The 16400-nt window shown below is 63.1% G+C and carries 17 protein-coding genes and 1 tRNA gene; 14 read left to right on the plus strand and 4 right to left on the minus strand.

The window, feature by feature from the left end; genetic code table 11:
- The first annotated feature begins 75 nt into the window (after positions 1-75).
- Complete coding sequence (locus ACN0S5_RS08895) at positions 76-174, plus strand: isopropylmalate isomerase (protein WP_417207823.1); 99 nt, start codon at positions 76-78, stop codon at positions 172-174.
- 63 nt (positions 175-237) lie between these two features.
- Positions 238-1644, plus strand: a complete 1407-nt coding sequence (gene leuC / locus ACN0S5_RS08900) for a 3-isopropylmalate dehydratase large subunit (protein ID WP_417207824.1) — start codon at positions 238-240, stop codon at positions 1642-1644.
- Between the two features lie 59 nt (positions 1645-1703).
- Here leuC and ACN0S5_RS08905 read toward each other — a convergent pair whose 3' ends face one another.
- Positions 1704-2102, minus strand: a complete 399-nt coding sequence (locus ACN0S5_RS08905) for a CVNH domain-containing protein (RefSeq protein ID WP_417207825.1) — start codon at positions 2100-2102, stop codon at positions 1704-1706.
- Positions 2103-2424: 322 nt separating this feature from the next.
- On the opposite strand from ACN0S5_RS08905, the gene leuD reads away from it, so the two are divergent.
- From leuD to ACN0S5_RS08920, 3 genes are all read left to right on the plus strand, one after another.
- A complete protein-coding gene (leuD, locus tag ACN0S5_RS08910) occupies positions 2425-3030 on the plus strand; it encodes a 3-isopropylmalate dehydratase small subunit (RefSeq protein ID WP_417207827.1) in 606 nt (201 codons plus the stop codon).
- Between the two features lie 397 nt (positions 3031-3427).
- Positions 3428-4237 (plus strand): hypothetical protein, encoded by an 810-nt coding sequence (locus ACN0S5_RS08915; protein ID WP_417207828.1) that lies wholly within the window; start codon positions 3428-3430, stop codon positions 4235-4237.
- A 50-nt stretch (positions 4238-4287) separates the two neighbouring features.
- The gene (locus ACN0S5_RS08920; RefSeq protein WP_417207829.1) at positions 4288-5181 is read left to right on the plus strand and encodes an endonuclease/exonuclease/phosphatase family protein; all 894 of its coding nucleotides are present in this window, start codon (positions 4288-4290) and stop codon (positions 5179-5181) included.
- On the opposite strand, the gene ACN0S5_RS08925 is transcribed toward ACN0S5_RS08920, so the two are convergent.
- The gene (locus ACN0S5_RS08925; RefSeq protein WP_417207830.1) at positions 5117-6040 is read right to left on the minus strand and encodes an epimerase; all 924 of its coding nucleotides are present in this window, start codon (positions 6038-6040) and stop codon (positions 5117-5119) included. The two genes, ACN0S5_RS08920 and ACN0S5_RS08925, sit on opposite strands and share 65 nt — an antisense overlap.
- 65 nt (positions 6041-6105) lie before the next feature.
- Here ACN0S5_RS08925 and ACN0S5_RS08930 point away from each other — a divergent pair, with 65 nt between their 5' ends.
- The 5 genes from ACN0S5_RS08930 (at position 6106) to ACN0S5_RS08950 (ending at position 9870) form a co-directional block, all read left to right on the plus strand.
- On the plus strand, positions 6106-7029 hold the full coding sequence (locus tag ACN0S5_RS08930; protein WP_417207831.1) for a LysR family transcriptional regulator: 924 nt from the start codon (positions 6106-6108) through the stop codon (positions 7027-7029).
- 77 nt (positions 7030-7106) lie between these two features.
- Positions 7107-8210 carry a 3-isopropylmalate dehydrogenase gene (leuB, locus tag ACN0S5_RS08935; protein ID WP_417207833.1) on the plus strand — a complete coding sequence of 368 codons (1104 nt, stop codon included), beginning with the start codon at positions 7107-7109 and terminating at the stop codon, positions 8208-8210.
- A 61-nt stretch (positions 8211-8271) separates the two neighbouring features.
- Positions 8272-8658: a hypothetical protein gene (locus ACN0S5_RS08940; RefSeq protein WP_417207834.1), complete on the plus strand. Its 387-nt coding sequence runs from the start codon at positions 8272-8274 to the stop codon at positions 8656-8658.
- Between the two features lie 116 nt (positions 8659-8774).
- A complete protein-coding gene (locus tag ACN0S5_RS08945) occupies positions 8775-9749 on the plus strand; it encodes a DMT family transporter (protein WP_417207835.1) in 975 nt (324 codons plus the stop codon).
- Between the two features lie 44 nt (positions 9750-9793).
- Positions 9794-9870, plus strand: a tRNA-Pro gene (locus ACN0S5_RS08950).
- 152 nt (positions 9871-10022) lie between these two features.
- Here the strand turns inward: ACN0S5_RS08950 and ACN0S5_RS08955 are convergent.
- Both ACN0S5_RS08955 and uxuA read right to left on the minus strand, forming a co-directional pair.
- Positions 10023-11501, minus strand: a complete 1479-nt coding sequence (locus tag ACN0S5_RS08955) for a mannitol dehydrogenase family protein (RefSeq protein WP_417207836.1) — start codon at positions 11499-11501, stop codon at positions 10023-10025.
- Positions 11498-12706 carry a mannonate dehydratase gene (uxuA, locus tag ACN0S5_RS08960; RefSeq protein ID WP_417207837.1) on the minus strand — a complete coding sequence of 403 codons (1209 nt, stop codon included), beginning with the start codon at positions 12704-12706 and terminating at the stop codon, positions 11498-11500. Before uxuA ends, ACN0S5_RS08955 begins: the two co-directional genes overlap by 4 nt.
- A gap of 111 nt (positions 12707-12817) precedes the next feature.
- Between uxuA and ACN0S5_RS08965 the strand changes: the two genes are divergently transcribed.
- From ACN0S5_RS08965 to ACN0S5_RS08980, 4 genes are all read left to right on the plus strand, one after another.
- Positions 12818-13564, plus strand: coding sequence for a GntR family transcriptional regulator (locus ACN0S5_RS08965; protein WP_417207839.1), 747 nt, complete (start codon positions 12818-12820; stop codon positions 13562-13564).
- Positions 13561-14532 (plus strand): TRAP transporter substrate-binding protein, encoded by a 972-nt coding sequence (locus ACN0S5_RS08970; protein ID WP_417207841.1) that lies wholly within the window; start codon positions 13561-13563, stop codon positions 14530-14532. The genes ACN0S5_RS08965 and ACN0S5_RS08970 overlap by 4 nt, the downstream gene beginning before the upstream one ends.
- 75 nt (positions 14533-14607) lie before the next feature.
- Complete coding sequence (locus tag ACN0S5_RS08975; RefSeq protein ID WP_417207842.1) at positions 14608-15111, plus strand: TRAP transporter small permease; 504 nt, start codon at positions 14608-14610, stop codon at positions 15109-15111.
- Positions 15112-15114: 3 nt separating this feature from the next.
- Positions 15115-16392, plus strand: coding sequence for a TRAP transporter large permease (locus ACN0S5_RS08980; RefSeq protein WP_417207843.1), 1278 nt, complete (start codon positions 15115-15117; stop codon positions 16390-16392).
- The last annotated feature ends 8 nt before the right edge of the window (positions 16393-16400 follow it).

Consider the following 16400-nt stretch of genomic DNA (forward strand, 5'->3'; position numbering starts at 1 on the left):
CCTGGACAACCACCGCATTCGCGGCCCGCGTCTCTCTCTTGCGGGAATCTGCGGCAGGCTGTATCAGCTTGCCCCATGACACCCCATGTCGACAGGACCGACCGCGCCCGTCTGCGCGAACGTTTCCACGGTGCCACGCACACTGTGCTGGCCCGGCTACAGGCGCGCGCCTGATTGCCTGCGCGTCACTGCGCACCCTTTCCGAACAGCCACACGCCAACAAACGGGAGAGGACCTATGTCCCCCAAGACGCTCTATGACAAGATCTGGGATGCCCATGTCGTCCATGAGGACGAAGACGGCACCTGCCTTCTGTATATCGACCGCCACCTTGTGCACGAAGTCACCAGCCCGCAGGCCTTTGAGGGGCTGCGCATGGCGGGGCGCAGTGTGCGCGCGCCGGACAAGACCATTGCCGTGCCGGACCACAACGTGCCCACCACGCCGGGCCGCGACAATCCCGACCAGATGCCCGAGGACAGCCGCATCCAGGTGGCCGCGCTGGACAAGAACGCCAAGGATTTCGGCATCCATTACTACCCGGTAAGCGACATCCGTCAGGGCATCGTGCACATCGTCGGCCCCGAACAGGGGTGGACCCTGCCGGGCATGACCGTGGTTTGCGGCGACAGCCACACCGCCACCCACGGTGCCTTTGGCGCGCTGGCGCATGGCATCGGCACCTCCGAGGTCGAGCACGTGCTGGCCACCCAGACGCTGATCCAGCAGAAGTCCAAGAACATGAAGGTCGAGGTCACCGGCAAGCTGCTGCCGGGCGTCACCGCCAAGGACATCGTTCTGCGCATCATCGCCGAGACCGGCACCGCGGGCGGCACCGGCTATGTCATCGAGTATTGCGGCGAAGCGATCCGCAACCTGTCGATGGAAGGTCGCATGACGATCTGCAACATGGCCATCGAGGGCGGTGCCCGCGCCGGTCTGATCGCGCCGGATGAGACCACCTTTGCCTATGTCATGGGCCGCCCCCACGCGCCGAAGGGCGCGCAGTGGGAGGCCGCGCTGAACTGGTGGAAAACGCTCTATTCCGACGATGATGCCGCTTGGGACAAGGTTTTGACCATCGCGGGCGAGTCGATTGAGCCGACCGTCACCTGGGGCACCTCGCCCGAGGACGCGCTGCCGATCAGCGCCGCGGTGCCATCCGCCGACAGCTTTACCGGCGGCAAGGTCGCTGCCGCCCAGCGGTCGCTGGACTACATGGACCTCAAGCCCGGCACGCCGCTGACCGATATCCAGATCGACACGGTCTTTATCGGCTCCTGCACCAATGGCCGGATCGAGGATCTGCGCGCCGCTGCGGAAATCCTGAAGGGCCGCAAGATCAAGGAAGGCATGCGCGCGATGATTGTGCCCGGTTCGGGCCTTGTCCGTGCGCAGGCCGAGGAAGAGGGGCTGGCCGACATCTTCAAGGAGGCCGGTTTCGAATGGCGTCTTGCGGGCTGTTCCATGTGCCTTGCCATGAACCCTGACCAGCTGAAGCCGGGAGAGCGGTGCGCCGCAACCTCGAACCGCAACTTCGAGGGCCGTCAGGGGCGCGGCGGTCGCACGCACCTGATGTCACCGGCGATGGCGGCAGCGGCGGCGGTCACCGGGCACATCACCGACGTGCGCGAGCTGGTGTGATGCGGATCGAAAAGGGGCGCCCCGACAGGGACGCCCCACGTTACGCCGGATGCCTTGCCTCAGTTGGTCAGCGTGCCATCCGAGTTGTTGATGCCGGGAACGGGAATGGAGGTTTCCATGAACTCGCCGCTGCTTGTGCGGCAGTTCGCGTAAAGCGTGACGCCATCGACCTCTGCGTCCAGCGTGATGCTGCCACAGCTCATCTGGAAGGTCGCGGCAGACCCGCCCAATTCCAGCATGCCGTTGTTGTTGCCGATCGGCGGCATCGCGATGCTGGTCTGGTTCGGCATGCCGTCGGACTTCAGGCACACGGCCGAGATCTGCGCGCTCCCGTCCGCGCCGTATTGGAAGGCAATGTTCGAGCAGGTGTTCTGAAAGGTGCTTGCGCCCGAATGGCTGCCGGCAAAGGCAGCGGTCGAGGCGAGGGCAAGAAAGGCTGTAGCGACAACGATTTTCATGATGGTCTCCCAATCCACAAGATGATCGCCGGTATCGGCGATCTGCCCAGCTTTGCGCGTGGCCGCGATTCTCGCAAGGGTAGAGGCGGTGGTGAAGTGAGCCCGTTTTGCGAGAAAAGCTTCTGTTACGGAATGTGGCGGTCTCTTCCTCCAGAAAATCGCCGATCAAGATCGTTTTCCTTGGCGTCCCTGCGTCCGTCCACACCGGCACAAGGTCACCAATTTTCTCCAATCCAACGGCAGGACATGCCGCCAGCACTGGCACGGACCGGGACTCGCGGTTGCGGCCTGCCCTCTCATCTGAAGCCAAGGAGGCTTTGACATGGACAAGTTTGAAAAGCTCACCGGGATCGCGGCCCCCATGCCGCTGGTCAATATCGACACCGACATGATCATCCCCAAGCAGTTCCTGAAGACGATCAAGCGCTCGGGCCTGGGTGTTCACCTTTTTGACGAGATGCGGTTTGACGACAATGGCGAGGAAATCCCCGATTTCATCCTGAATAGGCCGCAGTACCGCGAAACGCAGGTTCTGGTTGCCGGTGACAACTTTGGCTGCGGGTCGTCGCGTGAGCATGCGCCCTGGGCGCTGAAGGATTTCGGCATCAAGGCTGTTGTCTCGACCAGCTTCGCCGACATCTTTTACAACAACTGTTTCAAGAACGGCATCCTGCCGATCACCCTGCCGCGAGAGGCGGTCGATGTGTTGATGAAGGACGCGGAAAAAGGCTCCAACGCGCGCATGATCGTCGACCTTGAGGCGCAGACCGTGACCTCTTCGGATGGCGAGAGTTTTGCGTTCGAGATCGATCCGTTCAAAAAACACTGCCTGTTGAACGGTCTCGACGATATCGGCCTGTCGCTGGAGAAAGTGTCGTCCATCGACACGTTCGAGGCGCAGGCCGCGCAGGCGCGGCCCTGGGTCTGACGGTGTGACATGGCCTCTCCCGCGTGTGCGCGGGAGAGGTGCCCAGCCTTGGCCACAGGCCTTACCTGCCCAACTGTTTAAGAACTCGTGAACCGGCCTTTGTGCCCCCGGCCCGTTACGTTGTGGTGGAATTTCCTTTTACCGCAACATATTGCGATGCGTTCTTGAAGTGCCTCTTTTGTGCCCGGTAATTGATGCAATCCCGCACCAGTGCCTTCGTGAAAGGGCCACGATTCTGCGCAAGCGTTCCTTGACCGCTTGAGCAATTGAGGCACACGAGGCAAGAATTGGGCAAGATTGAGGCAACCCGCCATAATGTGCGGGCTCGGGATGGAACAAGGGCGCGGCATCGTATCGCGGCCGTCCGGAACGAAAGGGCAGAGCTGTGATATCGCGAATGGTGGCCGCCGCTGCGCGGGCGTTCCTTGTTGCATTGCTGGTGGCGACACCGGCCTTGTTGTTGCCGGGGACGCGCACTGAAACCACTCAGATCATTGCGTTGATCGGCTTGCTTGCCGCGATCCTTACCTTTGTCGAATACGTTGCCGACTCGCCCTCTTTGATAGAGTTCCGCGCCGCGCCACCATTTAATCGCATCCGGTTTGTGTCTCTGGCGATCACAGTTGTGTTGCTGACGCTGATCTGCCGAGGCGATATGGTGGCCTCGCCTCTGACCAAGGCTTTGACCGGGTTCGGTGCCATGGTTGGTGAGGCGATGGATTTCCCGTTTTCGCCGGTGCGGCTGATGTTGCTGGTTGCGCCGGCGGTAGAGGCGGAGTCCCAAATCCGCTCTCTGGCGGGACTGGCTTATGTGATTTCTCTGCTTACCCTTCTGGGCTTTGTTGCCCTTGTCCGGCTGCTCGACTGGCCATTGCGTTCCGGTGCGTTCAATTTCTGGATCAACCTGCCGCTGTATGACCCCACCGCCGGTGGCGATATCCTGACGCGGCTCAAGCGCGACAGCCACGTTAACGTGGCCTTAGGGTTTCTTCTGCCATTCCTGATCCCGGCGGTCCTGAAGGCTGCCGCGGTCTATGCGACACCACTTGCGCTGACCGATCCGCAGACGTTGATTTGGACGATGAGCGCATGGGCCTTTCTGCCAGCAAGCCTGATCATGCGGGGGGTGGCGCTGATGCGCATCGCCGACCTGATCGAGGAGAAGCGCCGCCGCGCCTACGCGCAGGCGGATTTGCAGGCGGCCTGATCCTTTTCCTCAGTTACCTGTTGGTGGCCTGCGCCGCCTGTGCCGAGCCTGTGCGCGTCGGAACATGGCATGGCGATTTCAGCCGCAAGGGGCCGGGGCTGATGCTGGCCGAATTCGACAAGACCTTGCCAGACCTGACGCCGGTTCTGACCGCCGCGCCGGATGTTCTCTTGCTGACCGATATCGATTATGACGCCGGTCTGGTGACCTTGGCGAAACTGCGCGATGTTCTGGGCAAGGCCGGTTTGACCTATCCGCATCTGCTGGCCGCGCGACCGAACACCGGAATGCCCACCGGGCTGGACATCGACGGTGACGGACGGCGCGGCGGGCCAAGGGATGCGCAGGGCTTTGGCTGGTTCGCGGGGCAGGGCGGTATGGCGGTCCTGTCACGGCATCCGGTGGATCTGATGGCGGACCACAGTGCGCTTTTGTGGAAGGACACTCCCGACAGCGCCATCGCCGCGGACGACCCGGCGTTTGAAACGCAACGGCTGTCCAGCTCGGCTTTTTGGGCGGTGCGCGTGGCCACACCGGAGGGCGATCTGACCCTGCTGACGCTGGCGGCTACGCCGCCGGTCTTCGACGGGCCAGAGGATCGCAACGGGCGCCGCAACCGGGATGAGGTCATGCTGTGGGCGCATGTTCTGAACGGTGACTTTGGCCCGATCCCGGACGGCCCGGTTGCGGTGATCGGCAATCTCAACCTTGACCCGGAGCGCGGCAATGGGTTGCACAGGGCCGCGCAAACCCTGCTGGCGCACCCGCGCCTTCAGGACCCGATGCCGGGGGTTCAGACCGTAGCCTGGGACAGTACCGGCCCGATGCGGGTCAGCTATGTGCTGCCGGACCGGACGCTGTCCGCTGGCAACCACGGCGTCACGCCGCCGTCGCCTGACCTTGGGCCGCATGGTCTTGTTTGGGTTGATCTGTCGTGGCGTTGAGGACCGGCGCAATCGCCAAGGCCAGCGCCTCTGTTACGTCGGTTTCGACGAAACCGGGCAAAAGCCCGTCGAACCCGTCGCGCGAAAGGTGGTGCGGTTTGTCCCAGAGATAGCGCATCTCCAACAGCTTTGCGCCCATCCTCCAGACCGGGCTGACCAGTCGCAGCGGCCACCACGCCATGCGCCTGATCCGGACCGGGCGGCCCAGAACCTTGCCGCACAGCACCGCCATTTCCCGACCCGTCAGGGTAAAGCCGGGGAAGGTTATGTCGGCAAATCGGGGCAGATCCGCCCGTCTCTCTGCCAGCGCAACGGCGGCGCGCGCAAGGTCCGGAAGATAGGCCCATGCATGCGGTGCGTCCGGGTTGCCCGGATACGTCAGCACGCCCTTGCGCAGCGTCGGTGCCATTTGCAGGTCGAACCAGTTGCCAGAGGCGGCGGTGTCCAGAAAGTCGCCGGCCCGCAGCAGGATCACCGGCACACCCGAGGCGCGATAGGCGGCCTCCATTTCTATGCGGGTGCGGCCCAGCGGGTTTGTCGCGCCATGGGCGGTGTCAGGCCCAAAGTGGTCCGGCGCGTCTTTGCCAAAGACATAGACATTGCCCGGCACAATCACCGTCGCGCCGGACGCCCGCGCCGCCGCGATCACCTGTTCGGTAAGGCTGGGCACCATTGCCGCCCAGTCCGTATAGGCCGGGTTCCAGCCGTTCACGATGACATCCGCGCCCTGTGCCGCCTGCGTCAGGTCGTCCTTGGCGCGGTCAAACAGCCGGATGCGCCAGCCGGCGTTCCAAAAGGCCTCTGCCGCATTGCGCCCAAAGCGACCGTTCCCGCCAAGGATCAAGACTGTTCCCACCATTTTCGCACCCTCCGTCCAGCTTGTGGGAAATCTGCGATATTCATGAGATTCGAGGAATTGCCAGAATGCGCAGGGCGTGTATTCATCTGTGCATGGATGGGGCTTTCACAAAACTCGACTGGTCATTGATCCAGACCTTTCTGACCGTCGCCGAAACCGGCTCCTTGTCCGAGGCGGCGCGGAAGCTGACGATCTCACAACCCACCGCCGGGCGTCAGATTCGCCAGATCGAAACCGCGCTGGAGCTTGAGCTGTTCCAACGTCAGCCGCGCGGTCTGTCGCTGACCGACGCGGGCGCGGCGCTGGTGCCTCACGCCCGCCGAATGGCCGAAGGGATGCAGGGCTTCAGCCTTGCCGCCGCCGGTCGTTCTGAAACCCTGTCAGGCCCGGTTCGCATCACCGCCAGCGTCTTTACCGCGCAGCACTATCTGCCGGCGATCCTTGCCCGGCTGCGCGAGGAAGAGCCGGACATCACCATTGACCTTGTCCCCACCGACCGGTCCGAAAACCTGCTGTACCGAGAGGCGGACATCGCCGTGCGCATGTACCGCAGCGAGCAGCTGGACATCGTGACCCGCCATCTGGGGGAGCTCAGCCTCGGGCTTTTCGCCGCCAAGCGCTACCTTGACCGACGGGGCCGACCGGAGCGGTTTGAGCAGTATTTTGACCACGATCTTGTCGGCTATGACCGGTCCGATCTGATTCTGCGCGGCCTGCGTGCAATGGGGCTGGAGGCGCAACGCGAATGGTTCGCCACGCGGACCGACCATCACAGCGTTTATTGGGAAATGGTCCGGGCCGGTTGCGGCATTGGCATCGCGCAGCTGCGGGTGGGGCGGGCAGAGCCGGTTGTCGAACAGGTGTTGCCGGATGTGCCCTTGCCAACGCTGCCGCTGTGGCTGGCGGCGCATGAGGCGGTGCGGCGCACGCCGCGCATCCGACGTGTCTGGGACGCGCTGGCCGAAGGGTTGTTGGCGCAGGTGGACTGACCCGGAATCCGCAGGTGATATTGACCCGACCGCGCGCGCGCGCTACGGCCCTGACGTCACGAAAAGGAGAGCCGACCATGTCCAACCCTTCGCTTCTTATCCTGCCCGGCGACGGCATCGGCCCCGAGGTCATGGCCGAAGTCCGCAAGGTCATCGACTGGTACGGCGCCAATCGCGCCCTTGCCTTTGACGTGTCCGAGGATCTGGTCGGCGGTGCCGCCTATGACGCGCATGGCACGCCCTTGACCGATGAGACCATGGCCCGCGCGCAAGAGGTGGACGCGGTGCTGCTGGGGGCCGTGGGCGGCCCGAAATACGACGTTCTGGATTTTTCCGTCAAACCAGAGCGCGGATTGCTGCGCCTGCGCAAGGAAATGGACCTGTTCGCCAACCTGCGCCCGGCCCAGTGCTTTGACGCGCTGGCGGATTTCAGCAGCCTGAAAAAGGACGTGGTCGCCGGTCTGGATATCATGATCGTGCGCGAACTGACTTCCGGCATCTACTTTGGGGAGCCACGCGGCATCATCGAAGAGGGCAACGAACGGGTCGGCATCAACACCCAGCGCTATACCGAATCGGAAATCGACCGGGTCGCGCGGTCGGCGTTTGAACTGGCGATGCGCCGGGGCAAAAAGCTGTGCTCGATGGAAAAGGCCAACGTCATGGAATCCGGCGTGCTCTGGCGCGAGGTGGTGACCGAGGTGGGCAAGGATTACCCCGAGGTCGAGTTGAGCCATATGTACGCCGATGCCGGTGCCATGCAGCTTTGCCGCTGGCCCAAGCAGTTTGACGTGATCGTGACCGACAACCTGTTTGGTGACTTGCTGTCTGACGCTGCCGCGATGCTGACCGGCAGCCTTGGCATGCTGCCTTCTGCGTCGCTGGGCAAGCCGATGGCAAACGGTCGCCCAAAGGCGCTGTATGAGCCGGTGCACGGCAGCGCACCGGACATCGCGGGGCAGGGCAAGGCAAACCCCATCGCCTGCATCCTCTCGTTTGCCATGGCGCTGCGCTACAGCTTTGACCAAGGCGATGAGGCGACCCGGCTTGAGGACGCCGTGGAAAAAGTACTGGCTGACGGTTTCCGCACCGCGGATCTGCTGGGCGAAGAGGGTGTTGACCCGGTTTCGACCAGCCAGATGGGCGACGCTGTTGTGGCCGCGCTGGACGCCTCGCTGTAAGACTGGACAGGGGCGCGCGGGTTGGACAGGCTGGACCTGTCCAACCGAAAAGGCAACTGACATGCTGCGCCCCGTTCTGATTTCCTGCCTCCTTGCCGGTCCTGTCGCTGCGCAGGAGGTTGAAATTCTCCCCGGATACTCTGATTTTCGCCAGCCGGAGACCCGTGTGGTCCACCGCCCCGTCAGTCTATTCGAAGACTGGATGTCCGGGTTTCCGGAAAGCGGCGAAGGTGCGCCGTCACTGGACCTGTCTGCCGGGTTCGAAGGTGACCGTCTGGTGATGGTGCTGACTTTGGGTGGCGGCGGCGACGATTCCGTCAGCGCCGTGCAGCGACGGATAGAGTTCATTCAGGTCGAAAACCTGAGTTGGGCCGTGATGGCCTATGGCTTTCGCCAGACATGCCATCGCGGCGTCGCCGACGGCTGGACAGCAGAGCCCTGTCCCTGATCTCTCAAAAATGATCGGAAATGCAATCTGTGTGGTCGCCGTGCTTTCGTTCTGCGCCGCAGGCGTGCTAGCGGAGTGACAAGGCCAATGGCCGTTCCAGCCGAAATGGTTCTCCGATGACATCCAACGCCCGAGGCGCCCTGTTCGCGCTGCTCGCCTTTGCCACGTTTTCCCTGCACGATGTCATCGTGAAGTATCTGGGCAGTCACTACAGCCCGGTGCAGATCGTGTTCTTCGCGGGACTTTTCTCTTTCCCACTGGTCTCTCTTATCCTGATCCGCGAGACAGAGCCGGGCACGCTGCGCCCGGTGCATCCGTGGTGGATGCTGATGCGGACCGTGGCGACGGTGGTCACCGGGTTTTCTGCCTTCTACGCGTTTTCCGTGCTGCCGCTGGCGCAGACCTATGCGATTCTCTTTGCGGCCCCTCTGCTGATCACCGTTCTGGCCATTCCTGTTCTGGGCGAACAGGTGGGCCTGCGGCGCGGTCTTGCCGTGGCCGTCGGCCTGTGCGGTGTGATGGTGGTCCTGCGCCCCGGTGGCACCGAGTTGAGCCTTGGCCATCTGGCGGCGCTTGTCGCGGCCTTTGGCAGTTCGCTGGCCTCGATCATCGTGCGCAAGATCGGCAAGGAAGAGCGCAGCGTGGTCCTGCTGCTGTACCCCATTCTGGCAAACTTCGTCGTGATGGGGGCGATGCTGCCTTTTGTCTATGTTCCGATGCCCACCGTGGATCTGGGCGGTATGGCGCTGATGTCGGCGATGGCGTTCGCGGCCTCGGCGCTGATCATCATGGCCTACAGGGCGGGTGAGGCTGTTGTCGTGGCCCCGATGCAGTATTCGCAGATCATTTGGGCGGCGTTCACCGGTGCGATCTTCTTTGACGAATATCCGGATGCCTGGACCGTGGCGGGGGCGGCGATCATCATCGCCAGCGGCATCTACATCGTGCTGCGCGAAGGCGGCAAGTCCGGGACGATGCGCCCTGTCCTTCAGACACGGTCGCGGTTTGAAACCGGTGCGATCCCGCGTATCCACTTCTTTGGCAAGCTCTCCCGGAACAAGCTTAAAGATGCGGAGCCGACAGCAGATTGAGCCTTGCCAAAGCCCCGTGGCTCAGCTATCCCGCCCGCCACGGTCGGAGTGTAGCTCAGCTTGGTAGAGCACTGTCTTCGGGAGGCAGGGGCCGGAGGTTCGAATCCTCTCACTCCGACCAATTCATCTGATAAATGCCCTGTCTTGGGACGTCGACCGCTGGGCTAGACGGGCTATGAGCGATGGCACGCAGCAATGCAGCCTGTCTGCATACGTACCGTATTGAATCGCGTGCGGGCGGATTATGAGAACTTGCCCGCTCGGATGCAGGTTTCAGGCGCCGCTCTGTGCGACCTCTGATCGAATTGCGGTCTGCATGCCGACGGAGAGCATGCGCTCCAGCCGCTCAATGACAGCCGCGCGCCACTGAGCCGAAGTCAGAAGTCGTTCCGGGCAAACCCCCGGCAGGTTTGCGATCCGGTCATACACCGTTGCCGCAGTTTCGGACGCGCCGATAGTGGGCGCAAGCTTGGCGCTGAGCGGATCGCGCAGGTCATACGCCTCATTCTCATCCGTGCGGCCAAGCGTGTAGCGCATCCAGGCTGCGGTGGCGAAGGCGAAGGCCTCCAGCGGCTGCCCCTTGTCGAACCCATCAAGCGCCGGGGCAAAGATTCGCTGCGGCATCTTTTCAGAGCCGTCCATGGCGATTTGATAGGTTTCATGCCCCAGATGCGGATTGGCAAAGCGCGCGGTCAGCTGTTTTGTGTATTGAGCAAAGTCGACGCCGGGCAGTGGGTCGAGGGTGGAGGCGGCTGCCTCCAGGTGACGTGTGACAAGTTGGGACAATGCGGAATCGCCCATAACATCGCGCACGTATTTGTGCCCGGCCAGAAAACCGGTGTAGGCCAGCATAGAATGCGACCCGTTGAGCATTCGCAACTTCATGTCCTCGAACGGGCGGACATCCGGGACAAAAAGCGCGCCGCCGGTCTCCCAGGCTGGGCGGCCAGTTGGAAAGCGGTCCTCGATCACCCATTGGCGAAAGGCCTCGGTCTCGACCGTGGCGCGATCTTCGAGGCCGGTCATGGCCTGCGCCAGTGCGAGGGTGTCGGGGGAGCGTGCCGGCGTGATCCGGTCAACCATGGTGCAGGGAAAGGCAACGTCTCGGGTGAGGTGGTCTACCAGATCGGGGGCGCAGTGGCGGGCCATATCGGTCAGCAAAGAGCGGACGAGATGGCCGTTCTCCGGCAGGTTGTCGCAACACAGCACGGTGAAGGGCGGCACGCCCCTGCGGCGGCGCTCTGCCAGCGCCCAAACCAGCAATCCGGCTAGACCCTCGGGGGCATCGGGCCGGGCGAGGTCGGCGGCAATCGCCGGGTGGCTGGGGTCAATCCCGCCGGTGGCGCGGTTCAGGCCATAGCCCTTTTCGGTGACGGTGATCGAGACGATCCGTGTCGAGGGCGCACAGAGGGCTTCCAGCACAGCCGGGCGGTCCGTCTTCAGACACAGAGCGCGGGACATCGACCCGACCACCCGCGCACGGCTGCTGTCGACGCTGCGTTCGATGAGGGTATACCGACCGTCTTGGGGAGAGAGTTCTTCGGCCGGGGCGGCGCTGCGCAGGCTCACCCCGACGATCCGCCAGTCACCGCCCGCTGCGGCAAGGGCGTCATCGGTGTAGACCGCCTGATGCGCCTTGTGAAAGGCACCAAGGCCAATGTGAACGATCCCCTCGCCATGCGCGGCGGGATCGTAGGCCGGAGGTGTTACGCCCTCCGGCAGCGCGGCACGGGCCGTCAGACGCTGGGTCATGCGGTGATCCGGGGCGACAGGGCGGCAACGATGCCACGAAGCTCTGCCAGACCTTTCAGGCGTCCGATCGACGGGTAGCCCGGCTGCGCCTTGCGGTTCAGGTCGTCGAGGATGTCCTGCCCATGATCCGGGCGGAAGGGAATGGACCAATCGCTGCGCCCTGCGGCCTTGCGGCGCGCCTCTTCCTTCAGCGCCGCCTCGACCAGCGCAACCATGTCGGTGTCGCCGCCAAGGTGCTCTGCCTCGTAGAAAGATCCGCGGATATCTGATGTCTCTCGTTTGACGTTGCGCAGGTGCAGGAAATGCACCCGGTCGCCAAGACGGGTCATCATGCCGGGCAGATCGTTGTCGGGCCGCGCCCCTAGCGAGCCGGAACACAGCGTGATGCCGTTGGCGGGCAGGTCCACCGCCTGCATGACGGTCCGGTAATGCGCCTCTGTCGACATGATGCGGGGCAGACCGAGCAGCGAAAACGGTGGGTCGTCGGGGTGGCAGCACAGCCTGAGGCCCAGATCCTGAGCCACCGGCGCGACCTCGGAGAGAAAGTCGATCAGGTGGCCGCGCAGGGTGTCCTCGGTCATCTCGGCGTATTGCGCCAGATGCGCGCGCACGTCCTCCAGCGAGAAGTGTTCCGCCGCGCCGGGCAGGCCGAACACGACGTTTCCGGCCAACGCCTCGCGCGCGTCCGGCGTCATGTTGGCAAAGCGGCGTGCGGCGGCGTCTCGCAGGTCCGCGTCATAGTCGTCCTCGGCCCCCTTGCGTTGCAGGATGTGCAGGTCGAAGGCGACAAAATCGGTCAGGTCGAACCGCATGCAGGTCGCGCCGGTCGGCAGACGAAAGGCAAGGTCGGTGCGCGTCCAGTCCAGCACCGGCATGAAGTTGTAGCAGATCACTTCTATGCCCGCATTGGCGAGGTTCCGCAGGCTGGTCTTGTAGTTGGCGATGTGTTCGCGCCAGTCGCCCTGCTGTTTCTTGATGTCTTCGGAGACGGGCAGGCTTTCGACCACCGACCAGTCGAGCCCCGAGGGCGCGCCATCGCGCATCCGGGCGATCTCGGCCTGACGGCGGGAAATTTCGGCAGGTGTCCAGACGGCGCCGCTGGGTACGTGGTGCAGGGCCGAAACGATCCCCTGGGCCCCCGCCTGGGTCACATCGTCAATGGTCACAAGGTCTTTTGGCCCGAACCAGCGCCAAGTTTGCTTCATGATGTCCTCCCTCGAGTCGCAGCGTCGTGGATCTTTTAGCATCTCGCAAGTTTGATAACTAGTATGGAAGTATGGAAGTATGGTAGATCGTCCGTGGGAGGACGGCGAATCATGACGGCTGAGCGCAGGACAACGTGGTCACTGGACCCGGCGACACCGATCACGCCGCAGATTTCCCGCATTCTGCGCGAACGCATTATCCGCAACGACCTGAAGCCGGGGGATCGCCTGTCGGAATCCGAGGTGGCGCGCGGCTATGACGTCAGCCGTCAACCGGTGCGCGAGGCCTTTATCCGGTTGGCCGATCAGGGCCTGCTGGCGGTCCTGCCGCAGCGTGGCACCATTGTCAGCCGCATTGGATATGCCGCCGTTCTGGACGCGCGCTTTCTGCGCGAAGCTATCGAGGCGGACATTGCCAAGATCCTTGCCCAAACCCCCGATCCGGCGCTGATCGCAGAACTGCGGGCCCAGTTGACCCGGCAGGAGGCTGCCACGCGCGGCGCTCCGGAAGCGTTCATCGAACTCGACGAGCTGTTTCACCGCACGCTGGCGGATGCCGCCGGCAAGGCCGGGGCGTGGAAGCAGATCGAGGGGCTGAAGTCGCAGATGGACCGCGTCCGCTTTTTGTCTTTGGGGCAGTTCCCGCTGCGCAAACTGATCGCTCAGCACAGCGCCATCGTCGACCAGATCGACAGCGGTTCTATCCGGGGGGCCAATGAGGCCGTCCGGCTGCATCTGCGCGAAGTGCTGTCTGACCTGCCCCAGATCGTGGCGGCCAATGCCGCCTATTTCGAATTGCCGGAGGGGGATTTGCCCCTGCCGGTCAATGCACCCATCCAAGGAGGAGAACTGGAATGACTTTTGGCTTCAAGATGACGGCACTTGCCGCAGCTATGGCAACACTGGTCGCGGCCCCGCTGACAGCACAGGAAATGACGCTCAAGCTGGGTCACCTCGCGAATGAGGAAAACTCCTGGCACAAGGCCTCGGTCAAGTTCGGCGAAGAGCTTTCGGCGCTGACAGATGGCCGGATCGTGGTCGAGGTTTTCCCGAACGAATCGCTCGGCAAGGAAATCGACCTGATCAACGGTATGCAACTGGGCACCGTCGACATGACGATCACCGGTGAATCGCTCCAGAACTGGGCCCCGATGGCGGCGCTGCTGGCGGTTCCCTATGCGTTCAAGACCATCGAAGACATGGACGCCTTTGCCTCTGGTCCGGTTGGCGAAGACATCAAGGCGCAGATCGTCGCCAACGTGCAGATCCGCCCGATTGCCTATTTCGCCCGTGGCGCGCGTGACCTGACCTCGAACCGTCCGATCACCTCGCCCGCTGACCTGAACGGTCTGAAAATGCGCGTGCCGAACGTGCCGCTGTTTGTCGACGTCTGGAAGGCGCTGGGCGCGAACCCCGGCCCGATGGCGTTTTCCGAGGTCTTTACCTCGCTGCAAAACGGCACCATCGAGGCGCAGGAAAACCCGCTGGCCCTGATCCGTTCCGCCTCTTTCTATGAGGTGCAGAGCCACGTGAACCTGACCGACCACGTCCGGTCGTGGATCTACCTGACCATCGCCGACCAGACATGGGCCAAACTGTCGGACGAGGACAAGGCCGCCGTGATGGAGGCCGCTGCCCGTGCGCAGGCCTATGAGCGTGAACTGTTCGAGCAGAGCCTTGCCGACGACCGCGCGTTCCTTGAGGAAAAGGGCATGACCTTTGTGGACGTCGACGCCGCTGCCTTTCAGGCCGCTGCCAAGGACGCCGTTCTGGCCAACGTCAACGACGAGATCAAGCCGATCGTCGAAGGTCTATTCGGCCAGTAAGCGCTATCAGCACCGACACCGCGCCCCGGTTCAGAACCGGGGCGTGTTTCCTCAGACCCTGTCAGGAGCCGCAGCATGACCCTTGCCAGACGATTGATTGACGCTTTTGTTCTGCTCGCCAAAATCGGCGCGGGCCTTGCCTTTGCGGTGTTGATGGGCGCGGTTCTGGTACAGGTGGTCGGCCGCTTGACCGGCTCCTCGCCGGTTTGGTCCGAGGAGCTGACCCGCTACGCGCTGCTTTACATGATCGCCTTCGGGGCCGGGGTTGCCTTTCGCACCGGGGACCTTGTGAACGTGGATGTGATTTCAGAGGCGTTGCCCGCGCCGTTCCCGTGGATTTTGCGCCTGCTGGGGGCGTTCGCGACGGCGGGGCTGGCGCTTTACCTGCTGCCGCATGCGTGGAAATTTGTCGCCATCGGCAAGATGCAGACCGCCCCGGCGCTGGGCATCCGCATGACATATGTGCACCTGACCGTCTGGCTGGTGCTTGTCGGACTGGCGCTTTTTGCCGTCCTGCGCGTGATCGGAATGCTGACCGGCACCGATGACGGCAAACCCCACCGACCCGAGGAGGAATAAGGCGTGGATGTCACCATCCTGTTCACGGTTTTTGTCATTGGGTTGATGCTGGGCATCCCCGTGGCGATCACACTGGGGCTCTCATCTTTGGCTTACCTGCTGTTCGCGGGAATGCCGCCGGTGGTGATGCCGCAAAAGATGTATGCTGGCATGGATGTCTTTGTCCTGCTGTCGATTCCGGGTTTTATTCTGGCCGGGAACCTGATGAACCAGGGCGGGATCACGCATCGGATCATCCGCTTTGCCAATGCGATCGTCGGCTGGATCAAGGGCGGTCTTGGCCTGACCAATATCGCCGCCTCGATGCTGTTTGGCGGCATCACCGGCACCGCCGTGGCCGACGCGGCCAGCCTTGGCGGCGTGCTGATCCCGGGCATGAAAAAGGCGGGCTATCCGGCGGATTTCTCCGCTGCCGTGACAGCGGCTTCTTCGACCGTCGGTCCGATCATTCCGCCCTCAGTCCCCATGATCATCGTCGGCGCGCTGTCGGGTATCTCGGTCGGCAAGATGTTTCTTGCGGGCGCGATCCCCGGCATCCTGATGGGCGTCGCCATGATGGTGACCTGCTACATCATCTCTGTCCGACGCGGTTATCCGCACCAGCCGTGGCAGGGCTTTGGCGAGGTCGCCCGCTCCTTCGGCGGGGCGTTCTGGGCCATCGCAATGACCTTTCTGATCATCTACGGGCTGCTGTCCGGCTATGCCACGCCGACCGAAACCGCGGTTGTCGCCTCTGTCTATGCCTTTATCGTCGGGGCTTTCATCTACCGCGAGCTGCCTATCCGCAAGCTGCCCGCCATCATCGCCGACAGCGCGGTTTCGGCGGCTGGCATCCTTGCGCTGGTCGGGTTCGCCAATGTCTTTGGCTGGATTCTGGTGTCCGAGCGTATCCCGCAGGCCATCGCCGACTCCGTGCTGTCCCTGACTGAAAACAAGTTTCTGGTGATCCTGCTGATCAACCTTCTGCTGCTTTTCGTCGGCATGTTCATGGAGACGATTGCCGCGCTGATCATCCTCTTTGTGCCGCTTCTGTCGCTGTCGAACGCGGTCGGCATTGACCCGCTGCATTTCGCCACCTTTGCGGTGCTGAACCTGATGATCGGGCTGACCACGCCCCCGGTGGGTGTCTGTCTCTTTGTCTGCGCCAACATCGCGCGGCTGCCGCTGGCGCCCGTTGTGCGGGCGATCCTGCCGTTCCTGTTTACCAATATCCTCGTGCTGTTGGCGGTGTCGTACTTCGCACCGCTGGCCACGTGGCTGCCATCCATTCTGACGAAATAGGAGACCCC

This window comes from Antarctobacter sp., assembly GCF_048262615.1.
GTDB lineage: Bacteria > Pseudomonadota > Alphaproteobacteria > Rhodobacterales > Rhodobacteraceae > Antarctobacter.